This is a genomic window from Streptomyces sp. NPDC020422 (genome assembly GCF_044386705.1).
GTDB lineage: Bacteria > Actinomycetota > Actinomycetes > Streptomycetales > Streptomycetaceae > Streptomyces.
The window spans coordinates 77,344-94,359 of sequence record NZ_JBIRVJ010000002.1 but is presented as its reverse complement, the minus strand read 5'-3'; the positions used below and the strand labels follow the sequence as shown (position 1 = coordinate 94,359).

The 17,016-nt window shown below is 73.7% G+C and carries 18 protein-coding genes and 1 pseudogene; 6 read left to right on the top strand and 13 right to left on the bottom strand.

The features are described 5' to 3' along the window. Positions 1 to 153: 153 nt before the first annotated feature. Both ACH414_RS04490 and ACH414_RS04485 read left to right on the top strand, forming a co-directional pair. Positions 154 to 378, top strand: a complete 225-nt coding sequence (locus ACH414_RS04490; protein ID WP_382543262.1) for a hypothetical protein — start codon at positions 154 to 156, stop codon at positions 376 to 378. 42 nt (positions 379 to 420) lie between these two features. Further along, on the top strand, positions 421 to 675 hold the full coding sequence (locus ACH414_RS04485; RefSeq protein ID WP_398940781.1) for a DUF2277 domain-containing protein: 255 nt from the start codon (positions 421 to 423) through the stop codon (positions 673 to 675). Positions 676 to 1,375: 700 nt separating this feature from the next. Here ACH414_RS04485 and ACH414_RS04480 read toward each other — a convergent pair. From ACH414_RS04480 to ACH414_RS04460, 5 genes are all read right to left on the bottom strand, one after another. Further along, on the bottom strand, positions 1,376 to 2,020 hold the full coding sequence (locus tag ACH414_RS04480; RefSeq protein ID WP_382543860.1) for a DedA family protein: 645 nt from the start codon (positions 2,018 to 2,020) through the stop codon (positions 1,376 to 1,378). 94 nt (positions 2,021 to 2,114) lie between these two features. Further along, the gene (locus ACH414_RS04475; RefSeq protein ID WP_382543256.1) at positions 2,115 to 2,576 is read right to left on the bottom strand and encodes a DoxX family protein; all 462 of its coding nucleotides are present in this window, start codon (positions 2,574 to 2,576) and stop codon (positions 2,115 to 2,117) included. Between the two features lie 106 nt (positions 2,577 to 2,682). Beyond that, positions 2,683 to 3,333, bottom strand: a complete 651-nt coding sequence (locus ACH414_RS04470; protein WP_386569773.1) for an HNH endonuclease family protein — start codon at positions 3,331 to 3,333, stop codon at positions 2,683 to 2,685. 285 nt (positions 3,334 to 3,618) lie between these two features. Continuing rightward, positions 3,619 to 4,284 (bottom strand): HAD-IA family hydrolase, encoded by a 666-nt coding sequence (locus ACH414_RS04465; protein ID WP_398940780.1) that lies wholly within the window; start codon positions 4,282 to 4,284, stop codon positions 3,619 to 3,621. Between the two features lie 162 nt (positions 4,285 to 4,446). Next, positions 4,447 to 5,955, bottom strand: coding sequence for a peptidoglycan-binding protein (locus ACH414_RS04460; protein WP_398940779.1), 1,509 nt, complete (start codon positions 5,953 to 5,955; stop codon positions 4,447 to 4,449). Between the two features lie 163 nt (positions 5,956 to 6,118). Between ACH414_RS04460 and ACH414_RS04455 the strand changes: the two genes are divergently transcribed. Further along, on the top strand, positions 6,119 to 8,179 hold the full coding sequence (locus ACH414_RS04455; RefSeq protein WP_382543244.1) for a DHA2 family efflux MFS transporter permease subunit: 2,061 nt from the start codon (positions 6,119 to 6,121) through the stop codon (positions 8,177 to 8,179). Between the two features lie 8 nt (positions 8,180 to 8,187). On the opposite strand, the gene ACH414_RS04450 is transcribed toward ACH414_RS04455, so the two are convergent. Both ACH414_RS04450 and ACH414_RS04445 read right to left on the bottom strand, forming a co-directional pair. Continuing rightward, on the bottom strand, positions 8,188 to 8,673 hold the full coding sequence (locus ACH414_RS04450) for a GNAT family N-acetyltransferase (protein ID WP_382543241.1): 486 nt from the start codon (positions 8,671 to 8,673) through the stop codon (positions 8,188 to 8,190). Positions 8,674 to 8,734: 61 nt separating this feature from the next. Next, positions 8,735 to 9,067 carry an antibiotic biosynthesis monooxygenase family protein gene (locus ACH414_RS04445; RefSeq protein ID WP_382543238.1) on the bottom strand — a complete coding sequence of 111 codons (333 nt, stop codon included), beginning with the start codon at positions 9,065 to 9,067 and terminating at the stop codon, positions 8,735 to 8,737. A gap of 12 nt (positions 9,068 to 9,079) precedes the next feature. Here ACH414_RS04445 and ACH414_RS04440 point away from each other — a divergent pair, with 12 nt between their 5' ends. Continuing rightward, positions 9,080 to 10,123 carry a serpin family protein gene (locus ACH414_RS04440; protein WP_398940778.1) on the top strand — a complete coding sequence of 348 codons (1,044 nt, stop codon included), beginning with the start codon at positions 9,080 to 9,082 and terminating at the stop codon, positions 10,121 to 10,123. A gap of 6 nt (positions 10,124 to 10,129) precedes the next feature. Here the strand turns inward: ACH414_RS04440 and ACH414_RS04435 are convergent, their stop codons facing one another. The 3 genes from ACH414_RS04435 to ACH414_RS04425 form a co-directional block, all read right to left on the bottom strand. Then, entirely contained in the window at positions 10,130 to 10,804 is a 675-nt protein-coding gene (locus tag ACH414_RS04435; protein ID WP_382543232.1) for an O-methyltransferase, read from the bottom strand. After that, positions 10,801 to 11,868: a DUF2330 domain-containing protein gene (locus ACH414_RS04430; protein WP_386569746.1), complete on the bottom strand. Its 1,068-nt coding sequence runs from the start codon at positions 11,866 to 11,868 to the stop codon at positions 10,801 to 10,803. Before ACH414_RS04430 ends, ACH414_RS04435 begins: the two co-directional genes overlap by 4 nt. Before the next feature lie 240 nt (positions 11,869 to 12,108). Beyond that, entirely contained in the window at positions 12,109 to 13,353 is a 1,245-nt protein-coding gene (locus ACH414_RS04425) for a cytochrome P450 (protein ID WP_398940777.1), read from the bottom strand. Positions 13,354 to 13,580: 227 nt separating this feature from the next. Here ACH414_RS04425 and ACH414_RS04420 point away from each other — a divergent pair, with 227 nt between their 5' ends. Beyond that, complete coding sequence (locus ACH414_RS04420) at positions 13,581 to 14,750, top strand: steroid 3-ketoacyl-CoA thiolase (protein WP_382543223.1); 1,170 nt, start codon at positions 13,581 to 13,583, stop codon at positions 14,748 to 14,750. On the opposite strand, the gene ACH414_RS04415 is transcribed toward ACH414_RS04420, so the two are convergent. Together ACH414_RS04415 and ACH414_RS04410 are read right to left on the bottom strand one after the other, a co-directional pair. Then, the gene (locus ACH414_RS04415) at positions 14,734 to 15,165 is read right to left on the bottom strand and encodes an NAD(P)H-dependent flavin oxidoreductase (RefSeq protein WP_398940776.1); all 432 of its coding nucleotides are present in this window, start codon (positions 15,163 to 15,165) and stop codon (positions 14,734 to 14,736) included. The two genes, ACH414_RS04420 and ACH414_RS04415, sit on opposite strands and share 17 nt — an antisense overlap. A 61-nt stretch (positions 15,166 to 15,226) precedes the next feature. Continuing rightward, positions 15,227 to 15,826, bottom strand: a pseudogene (locus tag ACH414_RS04410) (nitronate monooxygenase); the annotation flags it as partial. 91 nt (positions 15,827 to 15,917) lie between these two features. On the opposite strand from ACH414_RS04410, the gene ACH414_RS04405 reads away from it, so the two are divergent. Next, entirely contained in the window at positions 15,918 to 16,514 is a 597-nt protein-coding gene (locus ACH414_RS04405; protein ID WP_398940775.1) for a TetR/AcrR family transcriptional regulator, read from the top strand. A gap of 92 nt (positions 16,515 to 16,606) precedes the next feature. Here the strand turns inward: ACH414_RS04405 and ACH414_RS04400 are convergent, their stop codons facing one another. Next, a complete protein-coding gene (locus ACH414_RS04400) occupies positions 16,607 to 17,008 on the bottom strand; it encodes a transglycosylase SLT domain-containing protein (RefSeq protein WP_382543857.1) in 402 nt (133 codons plus the stop codon). Between the last annotated feature and the right edge of the window lie 8 nt (positions 17,009 to 17,016).

The following is a 17,016-nucleotide window of genomic DNA, read 5'->3' as shown; positions in this document are numbered from 1 at the left end:
CGGTTCTCCGAGGTGGTGTACACCTGTGCGCCGTCCCGCCCCGCCGATCCATCCTTCGGGGGACATCTCTAGAGATGCGTTGACAGAGGGGGGTCTCGGGGCTTCCCTGGGTGTATCTATCTGATCTCTGCGACAAGGGGACGGAGGGAATGCGTGCAGTCAGTGCCCGAGGTCGGTGACCTCGTCCGTGATACCGCCACGGGACGGGTCGGCTTCTACGTCGACAGCGTCTCCGGCCGCTTCCTCATCCGGCCCGTCCACGGCGGCCTCGAGTGGGAGGCCGAGCCCGCCGACGTCCAGCTGGCCACGCCGATGCGGGAGCTGCGGGCCCGGGCCGCGGAGATCAACGCCAGGAGCAGGCGGAGCCTCGGAGGCTGACGGCGCGAGCGCGTTGTCAGTGGGGCGCGTCACACTGGAGGCATGTGCCGCAGCATCAAGACACTCCGACCCCCGGCCCTCCCCGAGGAGGCCACCGAGGAAGACATCCGCGCCGCCGCCCTGCAGTACGTCCGCAAGGTCTCCGGCTTCCGCGCGCCCGCCGCGCACAACCGGGAGGTGTTCGACCGGGCCGTGGACGAGATGGCGGAGGCCACCGCACGCCTTCTCGATGGCCTGGAGATCCGGGGCGCCCACCCCCGCCCCGCCGAGCCACCGCACGCGACCCAGCCGGTCTAGGGGGCCCAGCAGGTCTAGGGGGCGGGCCTGGGCGGCCTAGGCGTCCGGGCGGCTGGGGCGATCGGGGCGGCTGGGCGACGCGGGGGCTGCGCGATGCGGCGGTTGGACGATCCGGCGGCTGGGTGATCCGGGGGCTGCACGCTCCGGCGGCTGGGCGATCCGGCGGCTGGGCGATCCGGGCGACCAGCCGGCTCCGGCGATCCACTCGGCCCCGGCGATCCAGCCGGCGCGGGCGACCCAGCCGGCCCTGTTGATCCACTCGGCCCGGGCGGTCCGCTCGGCCTGGGCGACCGGCTGGCCCCGGCGGCCGACTTGGCCCCGGCCGTCCGCTCGGCCCGGGCAGTTCGCTCGGTCGGGGCGGTCCACTTGGTCCGGGCGACCGGCTGGCCCCGGCCGACCGGCTGACCGGCTGACCGCGGCGATCGACTCGGCCCCGGCCGTCCACTCGGCCGGGCGGTCTACTCGGCCCGGGTGACCGGCTGGCCCCGGCGGCCCACTCGGCCCCGGCAGTTCACTCGGCCCCGGGGGCCACTGGCCCCGCCGGTCCATCCAGCCCTAGCGACCCACCCGGCCCTAGCGACCCATCCGGCCCTAGCGACCCACCCGGCCCGGGCGACCGGCGGACCGCGGCGATCGACTCGGCCCCGGCCGTCCGCTCGGCCCGGGCGGGCGGTCCACCCGGCCCGAGAGCGGTCCGTGGTCAGGACGCCGGGGCGGGAGAGGTGGCCGGGCGGCGTATGACGTAGGCGGCGACCCCGCCCGCCAGGAACAGCGCCAGGACCGGGACGCAGGCGCCGAGCCAGGTCGCGCCCAGCCAGCGGCCGCTCAGCCAGCCGAGGCCGACGCTGTACGTCGCCCAGACCACGGCCGCCAGGGCCGACCAGGGCAGGAAGTCCTGGAGGCGGCGGCCGGTCGCGCCCGCGCCGAGGGCGACGACCGAGCGGCCGGCCGGCGCGAAGCGGGCGAGGACGACGAGCAGGCCGCCGCCGCGGGCGAGCGTCTCGCCGAGACGTTCCTGCGCTGCCGCCAGGCGGCGCGAGCGGGTGAGGGGGCGGTCCGGCCGGGTCCCGCCGCGCCGGGCCAGGCGGTACGCGACGAGGTCGCCGAGCACCGAGGCGGTGGCCGCGCAGAGCAGCAGGGGGAGGAGGGACGGGGTGTAGGCACCCGTCGGCGTTCCGGGGGCGGCCGCGGAGGCGGCGGACGCGGCCGTGGCGGCGGTCACCACCAGGATGCCGCTCGGCAGCACGGGCAGCAGGACGTCGAGCAGGATCGACGTCGTCACCGCCGCGTAGATCCACGGGCCCGAGGTCAGCGCCTGCAGTGACCACCCCGTGCTGTCGAGCACGTTCACAGCGCCAGAGCCTACGCGGGGCCGGTCGCGGCGCAGCCGACCGGGGCCGGAAACCGCCGTTGCGGCTTCCGGCCCCGGGGTGTCCGCGTCAGGCGGCGACCGTCGGGCGCTTCTCCCGGGCCGACTGCCGGACCTCGGTGCCGCGCGCACCGAACAGCCCGTCGAGCGCGAGCGCACCCGGGCCGGTGAAGACGAGCAGCAGGAAGGCCCAGCAGAACAGGGCCGCGCCGTCGCCGCCGTTCTGCAGCGGGAACAGGCCCTCGGGCTGGTGGACGTCGAAGTACGCGTACGCCATGGAGCCGGAGGCTATGAAGGCGGCGCTGCGGGTGCCCACGCCGAGCAGGACCAGACCGCCGCCGACGAGCTGGATGACGGCCGCGTACCAGGCGGGCCAGGCGCCGGTCTCGACCGTGCCGCCGCCCATGGCACCGCCGAGCACTCCGAAGAGCGAGGCGGCGCCATGGCAGGCGAACAGCAGGCCGACGACGATGCGGAAGAGCCCGAGGGCGTAGGGCTGCGCCTGATTCAGGCGGCTTGCAAGGCTGTTCATGGGGGGAGCGCTCCTGTGGGGACGGCGAACCGAGGCCCTTAGGTTAGGCGACCCTCACTAGTGCTTGCAAGTTCAACATTCCGCTTTTCCGGTCGGCTTGCCGTCGTCAGCAGGCGTTCAGGACGGACTGGAGCGCGCTCTTCTCGGCCGGGTCGACGCTGAGGTTCCAGTAGTACTTCACGTGCACCCACATCCGGGCGTACGTGCAGCGGTAGCCGCTGAGCGGGGGCATCCACTCGGCGGGATCCTGGTCGCCCTTGGCCTGGTTGACGTTGTCGGTGACCGCGATGAGCTGGGGGCGGGTCAGGTCGTTGGCGAAGGACTGCCGCTGGCCGGTCGTCCAGGCGTTGGCGCCCGAGCGCCAGGCCTCGGCGAGCGGGACGACGTGGTCGATGTCGAGGTCGGAGGCGACGGTCCAGGTGGCGCCGTCGTACTCGGAGTACCAGCTGCCGCTGATCGAGGCGCAGTTGGAGTCCGTGACGACGTTCACGCCGTCCCGCTTGAGGACCACCTCGCGGGTGTTGCAGGTGCCGGACTGGGTGATCCAGTGCGGGAAGAGGTCCCGGCTGTAGCCGGTGGTGGAGCCTTCCGCCTTCACCGTCAGGGCGGCGAGGTAGGTGCGGGCCGTGGCGGCGCTGACCGGGGTGGGCGGCGAGGCCTGGGCGGCGGGGGCGGTGGCGAACAGGCCGGTGACGGCGAGGCCGGCGGAGGCGGCGAGGACGGCTATTCGACGCGCGTAGACACTGGCGGCGGACATGCGAACTCCCTTGAGGTGGGGGGACCTTGGCCGGTTCGGACCCCGGTTCGGGCGCCGGGTGGCCCGGTCATCGTGGCGGCGCGGGGTTTCCGTGAGGGGTGCGCCAGGTAACAGAGTGGCGACATGGGCACGTCACATCAAGGGGTGTGACGGGGTCGCAGTCTCCTTGCGGGGGAGCCGAGTTCGCGGGGCGCTGCCGTGGCCGCAAACGACTCACGCCACCCGGACGGCTCGTCCGGGTGGCGTGAGGGGGTCGACTTCGGCGGGGCGGGGAGCCCCGCGGGCCTACGTGAACGTCAGCGTGATCGTGCCGTCGGCGCCCGGCTCGACGCGCAGCCGCGTCAGGTCCTCGATGTGCGCGTCGGGGTGGAAGGCGGCGGCGCGGGGCCCGATGCCCACCACGCGCATGCCGGCCGCGCGACCGGCCTGGATGCCCGCCTCGGAGTCCTCGAAGACCACGCAGTCGGCCGGGGCGAAGCCGAGCTCCGCCGCGCCCTTCAGAAAGCCCTCCGGGTCCGGCTTGCTCGCGCTGACGCCCTCCGCGGTCACCCGGGTCGCCGGCATCGGCAGCCCCGCCGCGCCCATCCGCGCCTGCGCCAGCGCCTCGTCCGCCGAGGTCACCAGGGCGTGCGGCAGCGTCGCGAGGGCGGCCATGAACGCGGGCGCGCCGGGTACCGGTACGACCCCGTCGAGGTCGGCCGTCTCCTCGGCGAGCATCACGCGGTTGTCGGCGAAGTTCTGCTCCATCGGCCGGTCCGGCAGCAGGACCGCCATCGTGGCGTACCCCTGGCGCCCGTGCACCACCTTCATGACCTCGACCGGGTCGAGTCCCTGGCGCTCCGCCCACCGGCGCCAGCAGCGCTCCACGACGGCGTCGGAGTTGACGAGCGTGCCGTCCATGTCGAGCAGGAGGGCACGTGCCGTGAGCGACGCCGGGGTGGTGGCAGTCATCAGGGATCTCCAGGAGGGGTGGTCGGAGACGAGATGAGGGTACAGAGCGGTCCCGCCCACCGGTCAGGGAGTGCGGGCGGGGCCACTTTGTTTCACCACGATACAAAACGGGGTGGCGTCGGCGCCAATCCGTCCGTATCGCGGGACCCGGCCCGCCCCTCCTCAGCCCGTCGTCTCGGCCTCCAGGGCGCGGCGCGTGCTCGGCCCGTAGACGCCCCGCGGGTCGTCCTCGATGTACTTGTACGACTGGTACACCTCGACCGCGCGCTGGACCTTCTTGGTGAACCTGCCGTCCTCGGGCCCGGTGTACAGCCACACCTCCTTGAGGCGCCGCTGCAGCTCCGCCACCTCGTCCCCCGTGGAGCCCAGGCTCAGCGTCGGCCCGCCAGCCGCCTGGGTGGCGCTCGGGGCCGTGGTGGGCGTGCTCGGGGGCGCGACGGCGACCGGCGTGGTCCGGACGGGGGTCGGCGCCGCAGCGGTGGCGGACGCCGAGCGGCGGGCCGTCCGGGACGGGGAGGGGGACGCCGACGTCGTACGGGCGGAGGGCGAGGCGGTCGCCGAGGGGGTGGGCGGGGTGCTCGGCTGCTCGGAGACGGCCACGTTCTCGGACGCGCTGGTGGTGACCTCGGGCACGGCCGCTCGGTCGTCGGTGTCGGACCCGCCGATCAGGGCGGTCGCCAGCACCGCGGTGCCCACGACGGCGGCCGCGACCACCCCCGCGACGGCCAGCGCCCGGCCCCGCCCGGAGCGGCGGGGCTCCTCCGGGGCGTACGCCAGGGTGAGCGCGGGCTCGGCGTCGGGGGCGTACGCGGGCCCGGGGGTGTGGGCCGGTTCTGCGGCGTATGCGGGCCCGGGGGTGTGAGCCGGTTCCGGGGTGTACGCCGACTCCGGGGCGTAGGCCGGTCCGGCGCCGTACTCGGCGGCCCGCGGCAGGAACAGCGACATCGTCTCGGACGGGTCCCCCGCGGGGCCGGACCCGGGCCCGGGAACCTCGGGCGGCAGAGGCCCGGCGGGCGCGGTGTGCGGCGCGAGGGGCGGCGCGGGCGCGACGGGCGGCAGAGGCCCGGCGGCGGGGGCCGCCGCACCCTGCGGGGCGGGCGCCACGGGCGGTATCGCGATGTTCTCGGCCGCGGGCGGTATCGCGCCGCTCTCGGCCGCAGGCGCGACCCGCGGCACCGCAGCGGTCTCCGCCCCGGGCGTGACCCGCGGCACCGCGACGGTCTCGGCCGCAGGCGCGACGGGCGGCACCCCAGCGGTCTCCGCGCCGGGCAGCCCCCCAGCGGTCTCCGCGCCGGCCGGCACCCCAGCGGTCTCCGCCGCGGATGCGACCCGCGGCATGGCGACGGTCTCGGCCACAGGCGCGGCGGGCGGCATCGCGTCGGGCGGCACCGCGGCGGGCGGCATCGCGTCGGGCGGCACCGCGGCAGGCGGCACCGCGGCGGTCGGCACGGCCGCGGGCGCGACCGGCGGCACCACGCGGGCCTCCGTCGCCCAAGGCTCCCCCTCCGTCGCCGCCGGCTCCCCCTCCGTCGCCCCCAGCGTCACATACGGCCGGATGCGCAGCGGATCGAAGTCCTCCGCCGCCGCGAGCTCCGCGGCCTGCGCCTGCGCGCGGGCGCAGGCGCAGTCGGGTCTGTGTACACCGCATTCAAGACAGACGTGTCCGGACATCGTTGGGTCCCCTCCCCGGTTCAACTGCGAGCGATTATGCAGCCCACCCCCGGCGGCAGGGTGAACGGTCGCATCCCTCCGCAGGCCATAACGGGCCAAACCGATCAGGATGGAGGGGCATCCAGGGGTGCGGACCCCCGCGCCCCGCCCGGAGGAGACGCCCATGGCCCAGGAAGTACGCGCGCCGCAGACCGGCGGCGGCCCCGCGCCCGCTGAGGGCCAGAGCCACCGCACCGTGATGATCGCGATCGGCGCACTGCTGCTCGGCATGCTGCTCGCCGCACTCGACCAGACCATCGTCTCGACCGCCCTGCCGACCATCGTCAGCGAACTCGGCGGCATGGAGCACCTCTCCTGGGTCGTCACCGCCTACATGCTGGCGTCGACCGCCGCCACGCCGCTGTGGGGCAAGCTCGGCGACCAGTACGGGCGCAAGAAGCTCTTCCAGGCCGCCATCGTCCTCTTCCTCATCGGCTCGGCACTCTGCGGCATCGCCCAGAACATGCCCCAGCTGATCGGCTTCCGCGCCGTCCAGGGACTCGGCGGCGGCGGACTGATGGTGCTGTCGATGGCGATCGTCGGCGACCTCGTCTCGCCCCGTGAACGCGGCCGCTACCAGGGCCTGTTCGGCGCGGTCTTCGGCGCGACCAGCGTCCTGGGGCCGCTGTTGGGCGGCCTGTTCACCGAACACCTCTCCTGGCGCTGGGTGTTCTACATCAACCTGCCCATCGGCGTCGTCGCCCTCTTCGTCATCGCCGCCGTCCTGCACATCCCGGCCCGCGGCACCCGCCACACCATCGACTACCTCGGCACCTTCCTCATCGCCTCGGTCGCCACCTGCCTGGTCCTCGTCGCCTCGCTCGGCGGCACCACCTGGGACTGGAACTCGCCGCAGATCATCGGGCTCGCCGTCCTCGGCGCCGTCCTGCTGGTGTGGTTCGTGTACGTCGAGCAGCGGGCCGTCGAACCCGTCCTGCCGCTCAAGCTGTTCCGCATCAGGACCTTCAGCCTCGTCGCGGCGATCAGCTTCGTCGTCGGCTTCGCGATGTTCGGCGCGATGACCTATCTGCCGACCTTCCTCCAGGTCGTGAAGGGCGTCAGCCCCACCATGTCGGGCGTCCACATGCTGCCCATGGTCATCGGCATGCTCCTCACCTCGACCGCCTCCGGACAGATCGTCTCCCGCACCGGCCGATGGAAAATCTTCCCGCTCGCCGGCACGGCCGTCACGGCCATCGGCCTGCTCCTGCTGCACAGGCTGACCGAGACCAGCTCGACGGGGGAGATGAGCGCGTACTTCTTCGTCTTCGGCGCCGGCCTGGGCCTGGTCATGCAGGTCCTGGTGCTGGTCGTGCAGAACGCCGTCTCCTACGAGGACCTCGGCGTCGCCACCTCCGGGGCCACCTTCTTCCGCTCCATCGGCGCCTCCTTCGGCATCGCCATCTTCGGCACCATCTTCACCAGCAGCCTCACCGACAAGCTGACGAGCGCCCTCGCCGGCCGGCAGCTGCCGCCCGGCACCGGGGCCGAGCAGGTCGCCGCCGACCCCCGGGCCATCGCGCAGCTCCCCCCGGAGCTGCGCCCCGAGGTCCTGCACGCCTACGCCACCTCCATCACCGACGTCTTCCTGTACGCGGTGCCGGTCGTCCTGGCGGCGTTCGTCGTCGCCTGCTTCCTGAAGGAGGACCGGCTGCGGGCCTCCGTCACCGCGCCCGACACCAGCCAGACCCTCGCGTCCAACCCCGTCGAGCGCTCCTCCTACGACGAGTGCGCCCGCGCCCTGTCCGTGCTCGGATCCCGCGAGGGGCGCAAGGCCGTCTACGAGAAGATCACCGCGCGCGCCGGGCTCGACCTGCTGCCCGCGGCGAGCTGGCTGCTGCTGCGGGTGCGCCGGCACGGCACCGTCGAGCCCGCCCGGCTCGCCGAGACCACCCCCGTACCGCTGCGGGCGATCACGGAGGCGGCCCGGCAGCTGGAGGAGCGGCGGCTGGTGGCCCGCGAGGGCCTCGACCTCGTGCTCACCGAGGACGGGGCGCAGACGGCCGTACGGCTCGCCAAGGCGCGCGAGGACTCGCTGTCCGAGCTGCTCGGCGACTGGTGGGGGCCGGACCGGCCGACCGACCTGGTGAAACTGGTGGAGGAGCTCACCGCGGAACTGGGCGGCTCCGACGCGGAACGCCCCCGCTCACCGGAGCCGCCGGGCGACCACCGCCGCCCGGCCTGACCCGGGGCTCAGAGCTCCTTCCCGTACCAGACCTCCATGTACGGCCCCGAGCAGTACGCCGGGATCTCCCCGTACCCGTGCCGGGTGTACAGGGCCCGCGCCTCCACGAGGTCGAGGCGCGTGTTGAGGACCATCCGGCGGGCGCCGAGCGCGCGGGCCGCGTCCTCCAGCTGGTGCATCAGCGCACCGGCGCCGCCCTTGCCGCGGTGGGCGTGGCGCAGGAACACCCGGGTCAGCTCGGCCCGTTCGCCGTCCAGCATGAGCACACCGCCGCAGGCGGCCGGCACCCCGTCGTAACGCCCCACGAGGAACTGCCCGGTGGGCGGGGTGAGCCGCTCGGCACCGTCGCCGTCCAGACCCTCGTCGATCTCCGCCTCGCTCGCGGGACGCTTCCAGTAGCGACCCGCCACATCGCCGTAGTAGTCGCGGCGCAGGGCGGTGGCGTCCGGGGTGTCGACGCGTTCGGGTCTGAAGATCCAGGTCATGCGCGCCATTGTGCGGCGCGCACGGCCCGGGGCGCAGCCGAGTTGTCGGCGGCGCCCCGGACCCGCGGGCTCAGCTCTTCGGCGGCGTCTGCTGCACGACCTCGAAGGACCACAGCGTGGACCCGGTGGCCGCCGGCTTCGGGCGCTCCCCGCCGCCCTCGCCGCCTGCCGTGCCCTGGTGCGCGGCCTTCATGGAACCGCTCATCCACTTCTCGAAGTCCTCCTCGCTGCGCCACCGCGTGTAGACGAGGTAGGAGTCGGTGCCCTCCATCGGCCGCAGCAGCTCGAACCACTCGAACCCGTCCGCCCCCTCGACGGCCCCGGCCCGCGATGCGAACCGCTGCTCCAGGACCTCACGCTGCTCGGCCGGGACGGTCAGTACGTTGATCTTCACGATGCTCATGAAGGGCAGGATATGACCGGTACGGAACGGATCCGGGAGCTGGCTCGGGACTGGCTCGGTCTCGTCGGCGCGGCCGACCGGGACTTCGTCGTCTCGCCCGTCGGGCTGTGGCTCGCGCTCGGGGCCGTGGCCTCCGGGGCGCGGGGTGAGACCGGTGGGGAGCTGCGGGGGCTGCTCGGGGTCGACGGGGGCGCGGCCGCCGAGGCCGTGACCCGTGTCGGCCGGCGCCTCTCGGACGGGGACGGGGTCGCGGTGGCCACCGGGGTGTGGAGCAGGCTGTCCGTCCTCGACGCCTTCAGGCGCGGGCTGCCCGATGTGTCCTTCGGGCTGCTGCCCGGCCCCGGCGAGGTGTCCCGGGGCGCGCAGGCCGCGCTCGACGCCTGGGTGCGGCGGGCCACCGGGGGGCGGATCGGGAGTCTGCCGCTCGTGCTCGACGGCTCCGAGGACCTGGTGCTGCTCAACGCCCTGGCGCTCAAGGCGGCCTGGGCGAGGCCCTTCCCCGCGCAGCTCACCCACGACGAGCCCTTCACCGATGCGCACGGCGTCACCCGGCCCGAACCGACCATGCGGCAGCGGATCCCGGTGCGGCAGGTCTGGGCCGTCCGGGTGCGGTGCGCGCTCGGGCCGGAGGGGGCGGGGCCCGCCGAGGTGCTGCCCGCCGCCTGGGCCGGGCCCGGGGAGCGGCGGCCGGTCGCCGCCGATGCCGTCGACCTCGCGCTGCCCCGGTTCGGGCTGTGGACGCGGATCGACGCGCATGCGCAGGTGGCGGCGCTCGGGGTCCGCAGGGCGCTGCGGCCCGGGGCGGACTTCTCCGGGATCTGCGCCGCGGACCTGCACGTCTCGAAGGTCGTCCAGGAGGCGCTGGTCGAGATCGCCGAGGAGGGCGTCGAGGCGGCCGCGGCCACCGCCGTCACGATGACCCGCTCGGCCGCCCCGCGCCCCCTCGCGATCGAGCGGGTCGCCTTCGACCGGCCGTTCGGGGTCGCCGTCCTGGCCGGGGCCGACGACCTGCCCTTGTTCGTCGGCTGGCGGGCGGGGACCGGGAGCCGGATCTAGCCGGATCTAGTCGATCACGCGGGCGAGCAGCAGGCCGTCGTAGCCCTTCGAGCCGACCGTCTGGACGGCCGTCGCGTCCAGCCGGGGCTCGCGGGCGATCAGGTCGAACATCTCGCGGGTGCCGGTGACCGCCGGGTCGTCCGGGTGGGCGGTGGCGATCTTCCCGCCGCGGACCACGTTGTCGACGACGATCACCGTGCCGGGCCGGGAGAGCTTCAGGGCCCAGGAGACGTAGTGCGGGTTGTTGACCTTGTCCGCGTCGATGAAGACGAAGTCGAACGGGCCCGCGGCCTCCTCCTCCAGCACCGGCAGCAGGTCGAGCGCCGGACCGGTCAGCACGTCGACGATCTTGTCGAGGCCCGCGCGGGCGATGTTGGAGCGGGCCACGTCGGCGTGGACGGGGGAGTACTCCAGGGTGATCAGCCGGCCGTCGGCGGGCAGCGCGCGGGCCATCCAGATGGTGCTGTAGCCGCCGAGGGTGCCGATCTCCAGCACCCGCTTCGCGCCGTGCGTGCGCACGAGGAGGTTCAGCAGCTTGCCCTGGTTCGGGGCGACGGCGATCTCCGGGAGGCCGGCGGCCCTGGAGGCGTCGAGCGCGGCGGTCAGCGCCTCGTCGTCCGGGGCCAGCAGGTCGGTGAAGTAGCGGTCGACGGTGGTCCATTGATCCTGGTCGTTGCTCATGGGGCCGAACGTACACCGGCCCGCGCGCGCCGGGAGCGAGTCCCGGCGTACGTGCCCGCCGCGAGCAGCAGCGGTCCGCCCGCCACGGCGATCAGCCAGACCGGGACCTCGCCGACCCTCCACAGCCGGTCGTGCCAGACGATCTCGCGGTACGGGGTGTCGGCGGCCGCCCGGACCAGTTCGTGGTCGTCGTCGATGCGGGACGGCTCGGGGAAGGACTGGTCGACGGCGGTGAGGAACACCGGTCCGGCGCCGGCGAGTTCCGCGAGGGCGCCCGACGGCCTGTCGACGGCGCCCGCGAAGAGGACCTCGGGCCGGTCGCCGCCGATGCTGCCGCGCGGCTCCATGCGGTGGCCGGAGAGCACGAAGAGCCCCAGCGACTGCGGGGTCGTGGCCAGTCGGGACAGGCGCATCGGGTAGACGGGCCGGTCGTTGGGGAAGCTGATCCGCAGCGGGTCGAGGGTGCCGTACAGCGTCTCGCCGGTCTTCTGCGGGGCGAGGCGGACGGCGACGTACTCCCACTTCCGCTCGACGTACGGGCGCAGTCCGTCCGCGAGGCGGTCGGACAGCTCGAAGCCGTTGCGGTGCAGCCAGCCGCTCAGGGCCGTCGGGTCGGTGGCGGTCAGCCGGGCCACGTCGAAGGGGCCGAGCCGTTCGCGGCCCACGACGCCGACACCGCCGGCGCCCGGGGGCGGCGCGGCGCCGGCGCCGTCGGCGTCTCCCCAGGCGAAGGGCCAGTCCTTCCCGCGCGGCCAGAAGTAGTCGCGGTCCCGGTGCTCGGGGGCGGTGAGCCCGGCCAGTTCGTCGAAGAGCGCCGGGTCGCCGAGCGTCACGTCGGCTCGGTGCGGCACCGGCATGATCCAGGCGGCCCGGTCGGCGTCGCCGTGGACGGTGAAGCGCATGACGATCTGCTCGGTGCCGGTCCGCTCGTCCCAGTGGACGGCCGAGGTCTCGCGGTCGACGCCGATCCGCGCCATCCGGTCGGTGACCATCGCGCCGCAGCCGCACGCGTAGGCCGGCGCGACGAGCGAGCCGAGCTGGAGCGCGAGCAGCGCGACGAGCATGGTGAGAAGTCTCTGTGTCCCCCGCATGCCTGCTCGGACGTGGGAGCGGATCACCCGGTTCCGGAGCAGCGGCGGGAGGTGGCGGCGGGCGCGGAAGCGGCGGGCGCGGGCGGCGGGAGACGGGAGGCGGGCGCGGAAGCGGCGGGCGGCGGGAGGTGGCGGCGGGCGCGGAAGCACGGGGCGGCGGGAGACGGGAGGCGGGGCTCGGGGCATGGGGGGCGGGCCCCGCCTCCCTCCGCTTCAGGCCACCCTGACCTGGAGCTCCTTGATGCCGTTCAGCCATGCCGCCCGCAGCCGGCGCGGGTCGCCCGCGAGGGTGAGGTCGGGCAGTTCGTCGGCGAGCGCCTCGAAGATGAGCTCGATCTCCTTGATGGCGAGGGACTTGCCGAGGCAGAAGTGGGGTCCGCCGCCGCCGAAGCCGAGGTGGGGGTTGGGGTCGCGGGTGATGTCGAAGGTCTCGGGGTTCTCGAAGACCTCGGGGTCGTTGTTGGCGGAGGAGTAGAAGAGGCCGATCCGGTCGCCCTTCCTGACCTTCTGGCCGCCGATCTCGGTGTCCTGGGTGGCGGTCCGCTGGAAGGAGACCACCGGGGTGGCCCAGCGCACGATCTCCTCTGCGGCGGTCGCGGGCCGCTCGCGCTTGTAGAGCTCCCACTGGTCGGGGTGGGTGAGGAAGGCGTGCATGCCGTGGCTGATGGCGTTGCGGGTGGTCTCGTTGCCGGCCACGGCGAGGAGCAGCACGAAGAAGCCGAACTCGTCGGAGGACAGGTTGCCCTGGCCCTCGGCGGCGACCAGCTGGCTCACGATGTCCCTGGCCGGGCACTCCTTGCGCGCGGCGGCGAGGTTCATCGAGTAGCCGATGAGCTCCATCGCGGCCTCGGCGCCGATCTCCTCGGTGATGGCGTACTCGGGGTCGTCGTAGGCGACCATCTTGTTCGACCAGTCGAAGATCCGGGCCCGGTCCTCCTGTGGTACGCCGATGAGTTCGGCGATGGCCTGGAGCGGCAGCTCCACGGCGACCTTGGTGACGAAGTCGAAGGTGCCGCCCTCGCCGGCCGCCGCCCTCGCCTCCTCGACGATGGCGCGGGCGCGATCGCGCAGCGCGGTCTCGAGGCTGCGGATGGCGCGGGGGGTGAAGCCGCGCTGGACGATCTGGCGGACCCGGGTGTGCTCCGGCGGGTCCATGTTGAGCATGATCAGCTTCTGGACCTCGATCTGGTCCCGGGTGATGTGCTCGTTGAAGCGGATGACGGCGGTGTTCTCGTTGGAGGAGAACAACTCGGGATGGGTGGAGACGTACTTGACGTCGGCGTGCCGGGTCACGGCCCAGTAGCCCTCGTCGGCGAAGCCGGTGATGCCGGGGGGCTGGGCGCACCACCACACCGGTGCGGTCTGCCGCAGCCGGGTGAACTCCGGATGGGGTATCCGGTCCTGGAGCAGATCGGGGTCGGTGGCGTCGAACCCTTCGGAGAGGTGGGGACAGGGCATCGGCAACACGCTCCATATCTGATGGCCCATCAGAAGTTGCCCGGAAAGGTAATAACGAGTTCTACAACTGGCAAGGCATGGAGCGGGAACTGTTGCCTCCCGGACCCTTGCGTACCCGCGGTAGCAGTCATAAGACTGCACTCAGAACTAGAACGCGTACCAGTTCCGGATGTGAGTCCGCACCGGAGTGCCGGGACACTCCGAGCGGGCGAGGAGAGGACGAGCCCATGGCCGCGGAACCCGTCATCGTCGAAGCCGTACGCACCCCCATCGGCAAGCGCGGAGGCGCGCTCGCCAACCTCCACCCCGCCTATCTCCTCGGCGAGACCTATCGCGAACTCCTCGGCCGCACCGGCATCCACGCCGACTGCGTCGAGCAGATCGTCGGCGGCACGGTGACCCACGCCGGCGAACAGTCCATGAACCCCGCCCGCACCGCCTGGCTCACCATGGGCCTCCCGTACGAGACCGCCGCCACCACCGTCGACTGTCAGTGCGGCTCCTCGCAGCAGGCCAGCCACATGGTCGCCAACATGGTCGCGGCCGGCGTCATCGACATCGGCATCAGCTGCGGCGTCGAGGCGATGTCGCGGGTCCCGCTCGGCTCCGGCTCCAAGCACGGTCCCGGCAAGCCCTGGCCGGACGAGTGGAACGTCGACCTGCCCAACCAGTTCGAGGCGGCCGAGCGCATCGCCCGCCGCCGCGGACTCACCCGGGAGCGCGTCGACTCCCTCGGGCTGCTCTCGCAGGAACGGGCCGCGACCGCCTGGTCCGAGGAGCGCTTCAAGCGCGAGACCTTCGCCGTCCAGGTCCCCACCACCGAGGAGGAGCAGGCGGCGGGCCAGGGCATGTGGCGGCTGGTCGACCGCGACGAGGGGCTGCGCGACACCAGCATGGAGGGCCTGGGCCGGCTCAAGCCCGTCATGCCGACCGCGATCCACACCGCCGGCAACTCCTCCCAGATCTCCGACGGCGCCTCCGCCATCATGTGGGCCTCCAAGCGCATGGCCCGCGCCCTGAAGCTGCGGCCGCGCGCCCGGATCGTCGCCCAGGCCCTGGTCGGCGCCGACCCGCACTACCACCTCGACGGGCCGATCGACGCGACCCGCGCGGTGCTCGGCAAGGCCGGGATGTCGCTCCGGGACATCGACCTGGTCGAGATCAACGAGGCTTTCGCATCGGTGGTGTTGAGCTGGGCACAGGTCTTCGACCAGGACCTGGAAAGGGTCAACGTCAACGGCGGGGCCATCGCCCTCGGGCACCCCGTCGGTGCCACCGGGGCCCGGCTCATCACCACCGCCCTGCACGAACTGGAGCGCACCGACAAGGAGTTCGCGCTGATCACGATGTGCGCGGGCGGGGCGCTGGCGACGGGGACGATCATCCAGCGGCTGTAGCCGCCGTCCCTTCCGGGGCCGTCCGCTTCTCCGCGTCCGCGACCAGGGCCGCCAGGTACTCCGCCGCCGGGATGCCCGGCCGGCTGAGCCCGGCGGTCTGGCCGGCCCACAGGTTCACGTACTCGGGCCGGTCCTGGGCCGCCGCGGCCCGCCGGATCGGCTGCATCAGCGCGTTCTGCACGGGATACGGCGGCACGAGCTCCTCGTGGGCGGACATCTCCCGGACGAAGCGGTTCGGGATGCCGCGGGCCGTGCGGCCGGAGAAGAGCCGGGTCAGGACCGTCGTCCGGGCCTCCGGCGTGCCGAGCGCCCGCCGGTGGACCGGGCTCGCGCCGGACTCGCGGGTGGCGAGGAAGCCGGTGCCGATCTGGACCGCGTCGGCGCCGAGCGCGAGGGCGGCGCGAGCCCGGTCCACCGGCGATGCCGCCCGCCGCGATCACCGGGACCGCGACCGCGTCCGCCACCTGCGGGACCAGGGAGAACGTGCCGACCAGGGACTCCCGCACCGGCCGCAGGAAGGCGCCCCGGTGGCCGCCCGCGTCGCTGCCCGAGGCGACGACCGCGGCCACGCCGGCCTCCTCCAGCGCCACCGCCTCCTCGACCGTCGTCGCCGTGCCGATCAGCACGATGCCCAGCCGGCGGGCCGCCGTGACGAGCCGGGGCGGCGGCGGGCCCATGACCAGGCTGATCGCGGGCGGGGCCGCCGCGATCAGGGCGTCGAGCTGCTCGTCGAAGTCGGAGTGCGCGGCGGCCTCGGCGCCGGTCGGGACGGGTACCCCGAGCTCCTCGTAGAAGGGCCGGAGCCGGTCGAGGTGCGGGCCGGGGTCCACGGCTTCGTCCTCGCCGTCCTGCGGCACCCAGAGGTTCACGGCGAAGGGCCGGTCCGTGGCGGACTTCAGCCGGGCGACGAGGGCGGTGATGGCGTCGGGGGAGAGGATGTGCGCCCCGTAGGAGCCCAGGCCGCCGCCCTGGGAGACGGCGACGGTCAGCTCGACGGAGGACAGGCCGCCGCCGAAGGGGCCCTGTACGACGGGGAGGGTGACGGGGAGCAGCTCCCCGAGGCGTCCGGGTCTCATGGCGAGGAGACTAGGGGGTGGTAGACGACCGGTCAACTAAACCTCCGGGGGGCGGTTCCCCGCATAGTTGACCGGCCATATAGTGAGCCGCATGGGACGCACCAGCACGGCACGGGAACGGCTCGTCGAGGCCACCGGCGAACTCATGGGCAGCCGGGGCTACGCCGCCCTCGGCGTCGCCGAGATCTGCGCCCGAGCCGAGGTGAAGAAGGGCAGCTTCTACTACTTCTTCGAGTCGAAGCAGGCCCTGACCGTCGAGGTCGTCAACGCCTACTGGGACGCCCAGCGCGCCCGCTGGACCGCCGCCCTCTCCGCCGACGCCCCCGCGCTCGACCGGTTGCGGGACGTCCTCGCCGGCCCCGCGGCCGTGCAGCGGAGCGCCAAGGAGGGCTCCGGAAACGTCGTCGGCTGCCTGCTCGGCAACCTGGCCCTGGAGCTGAGCACCCAGGAGCCGGACGTCCGGGCCCGCCTGGACGGGATCTTCGACGAGCAGACCGCGCTGATCGAGGGCGTCCTCGCCGAGGCGGCGGCCGAGGGCGCGATCCCGGCGGACCGCACCGGCACCGGGCCGGCCCGGGCGGTGATCGCCCAGCTGGAGGGGCTGGTCCTGCTCGCCAAGCTCAAGAACGACCCGGCGGTCCTGGACGGCCTGTGGCCCCAGGTCCGGATGCTGCTCGGCGCCGTCTGAGCCCCGGACGCACGCCTCGGAAAACGCCGCAGGCCCCGCCCCTCCGAGCGGAGGGCGGGGCCTTGCGGGTGCGCGGTGCGGCGTGGTGACTCTTAGTACCAGCCGTGGGACTGCCAGAACTCCCAGGCGCCGTTCGGGGAGCCGTAGCGCTCGTTCATGTAGTTGAGACCCCACTTGATCTGGGTGGCGGGGTTGGTCTTCCAGTCGGAGCCGGCCGAGGCCATCTTGGAGCCGGGCAGGGCCTGGACCAGGCCGTACGCGCCGGAGGACGAGTTGGTGGCGGTGTGGTTCCAGCCGGACTCGTGCTCGACGATCTTGCTGAAGGACGCGAACTGCGCCGGCGGGACGATCTGGCGGGCGATCTCCTGCTCCGTGGCGGCCGAGGCCGTACCCGTCGTGCCGAGCACCGCGCCGGAGGCGCCGACCAGAACGGCGGCGGTGGCGGCGAAGGTCTTCTTGCGGGCGTTGACACGAGTGGCGATCGAGCGGAACAAAACGTCAT

Bases quoted from the DNA above. Each gene is read 5' to 3' on its own strand.
- ACH414_RS04485 (WP_398940781.1), top strand. From the start codon at position 421: ATGTGCCGCAGCATCAAGACACTCCGACCCCCGGCCCTCCCCGAGGAG.
- ACH414_RS04475 (WP_382543256.1), bottom strand. From the start codon at position 2,576: ATGAACAGCCTTGCAAGCCGCCTGAATCAGGCGCAGCCCTACGCCCTC.
- ACH414_RS04470 (WP_386569773.1), bottom strand. From the start codon at position 3,333: ATGTCCGCCGCCAGTGTCTACGCGCGTCGAATAGCCGTCCTCGCCGCC.
- ACH414_RS04465 (WP_398940780.1), bottom strand. From the start codon at position 4,284: ATGACTGCCACCACCCCGGCGTCGCTCACGGCACGTGCCCTCCTGCTC.
- ACH414_RS04460 (WP_398940779.1), bottom strand. From the start codon at position 5,955: ATGTCCGGACACGTCTGTCTTGAATGCGGTGTACACAGACCCGACTGC.
- ACH414_RS04455 (WP_382543244.1), top strand. From the start codon at position 6,119: ATGGCCCAGGAAGTACGCGCGCCGCAGACCGGCGGCGGCCCCGCGCCC.
- ACH414_RS04450 (WP_382543241.1), bottom strand. From the start codon at position 8,673: ATGGCGCGCATGACCTGGATCTTCAGACCCGAACGCGTCGACACCCCG.
- ACH414_RS04445 (WP_382543238.1), bottom strand. From the start codon at position 9,067: ATGAGCATCGTGAAGATCAACGTACTGACCGTCCCGGCCGAGCAGCGT.
- ACH414_RS04440 (WP_398940778.1), top strand. From the start codon at position 9,080: ATGACCGGTACGGAACGGATCCGGGAGCTGGCTCGGGACTGGCTCGGT.
- ACH414_RS04435 (WP_382543232.1), bottom strand. From the start codon at position 10,804: ATGAGCAACGACCAGGATCAATGGACCACCGTCGACCGCTACTTCACC.
- ACH414_RS04430 (WP_386569746.1), bottom strand. From the start codon at position 11,868: ATGCTCGTCGCGCTGCTCGCGCTCCAGCTCGGCTCGCTCGTCGCGCCG.
- ACH414_RS04425 (WP_398940777.1), bottom strand. From the start codon at position 13,353: ATGCCCTGTCCCCACCTCTCCGAAGGGTTCGACGCCACCGACCCCGAT.
- ACH414_RS04420 (WP_382543223.1), top strand. From the start codon at position 13,581: ATGGCCGCGGAACCCGTCATCGTCGAAGCCGTACGCACCCCCATCGGC.
- ACH414_RS04405 (WP_398940775.1), top strand. From the start codon at position 15,918: ATGGGACGCACCAGCACGGCACGGGAACGGCTCGTCGAGGCCACCGGC.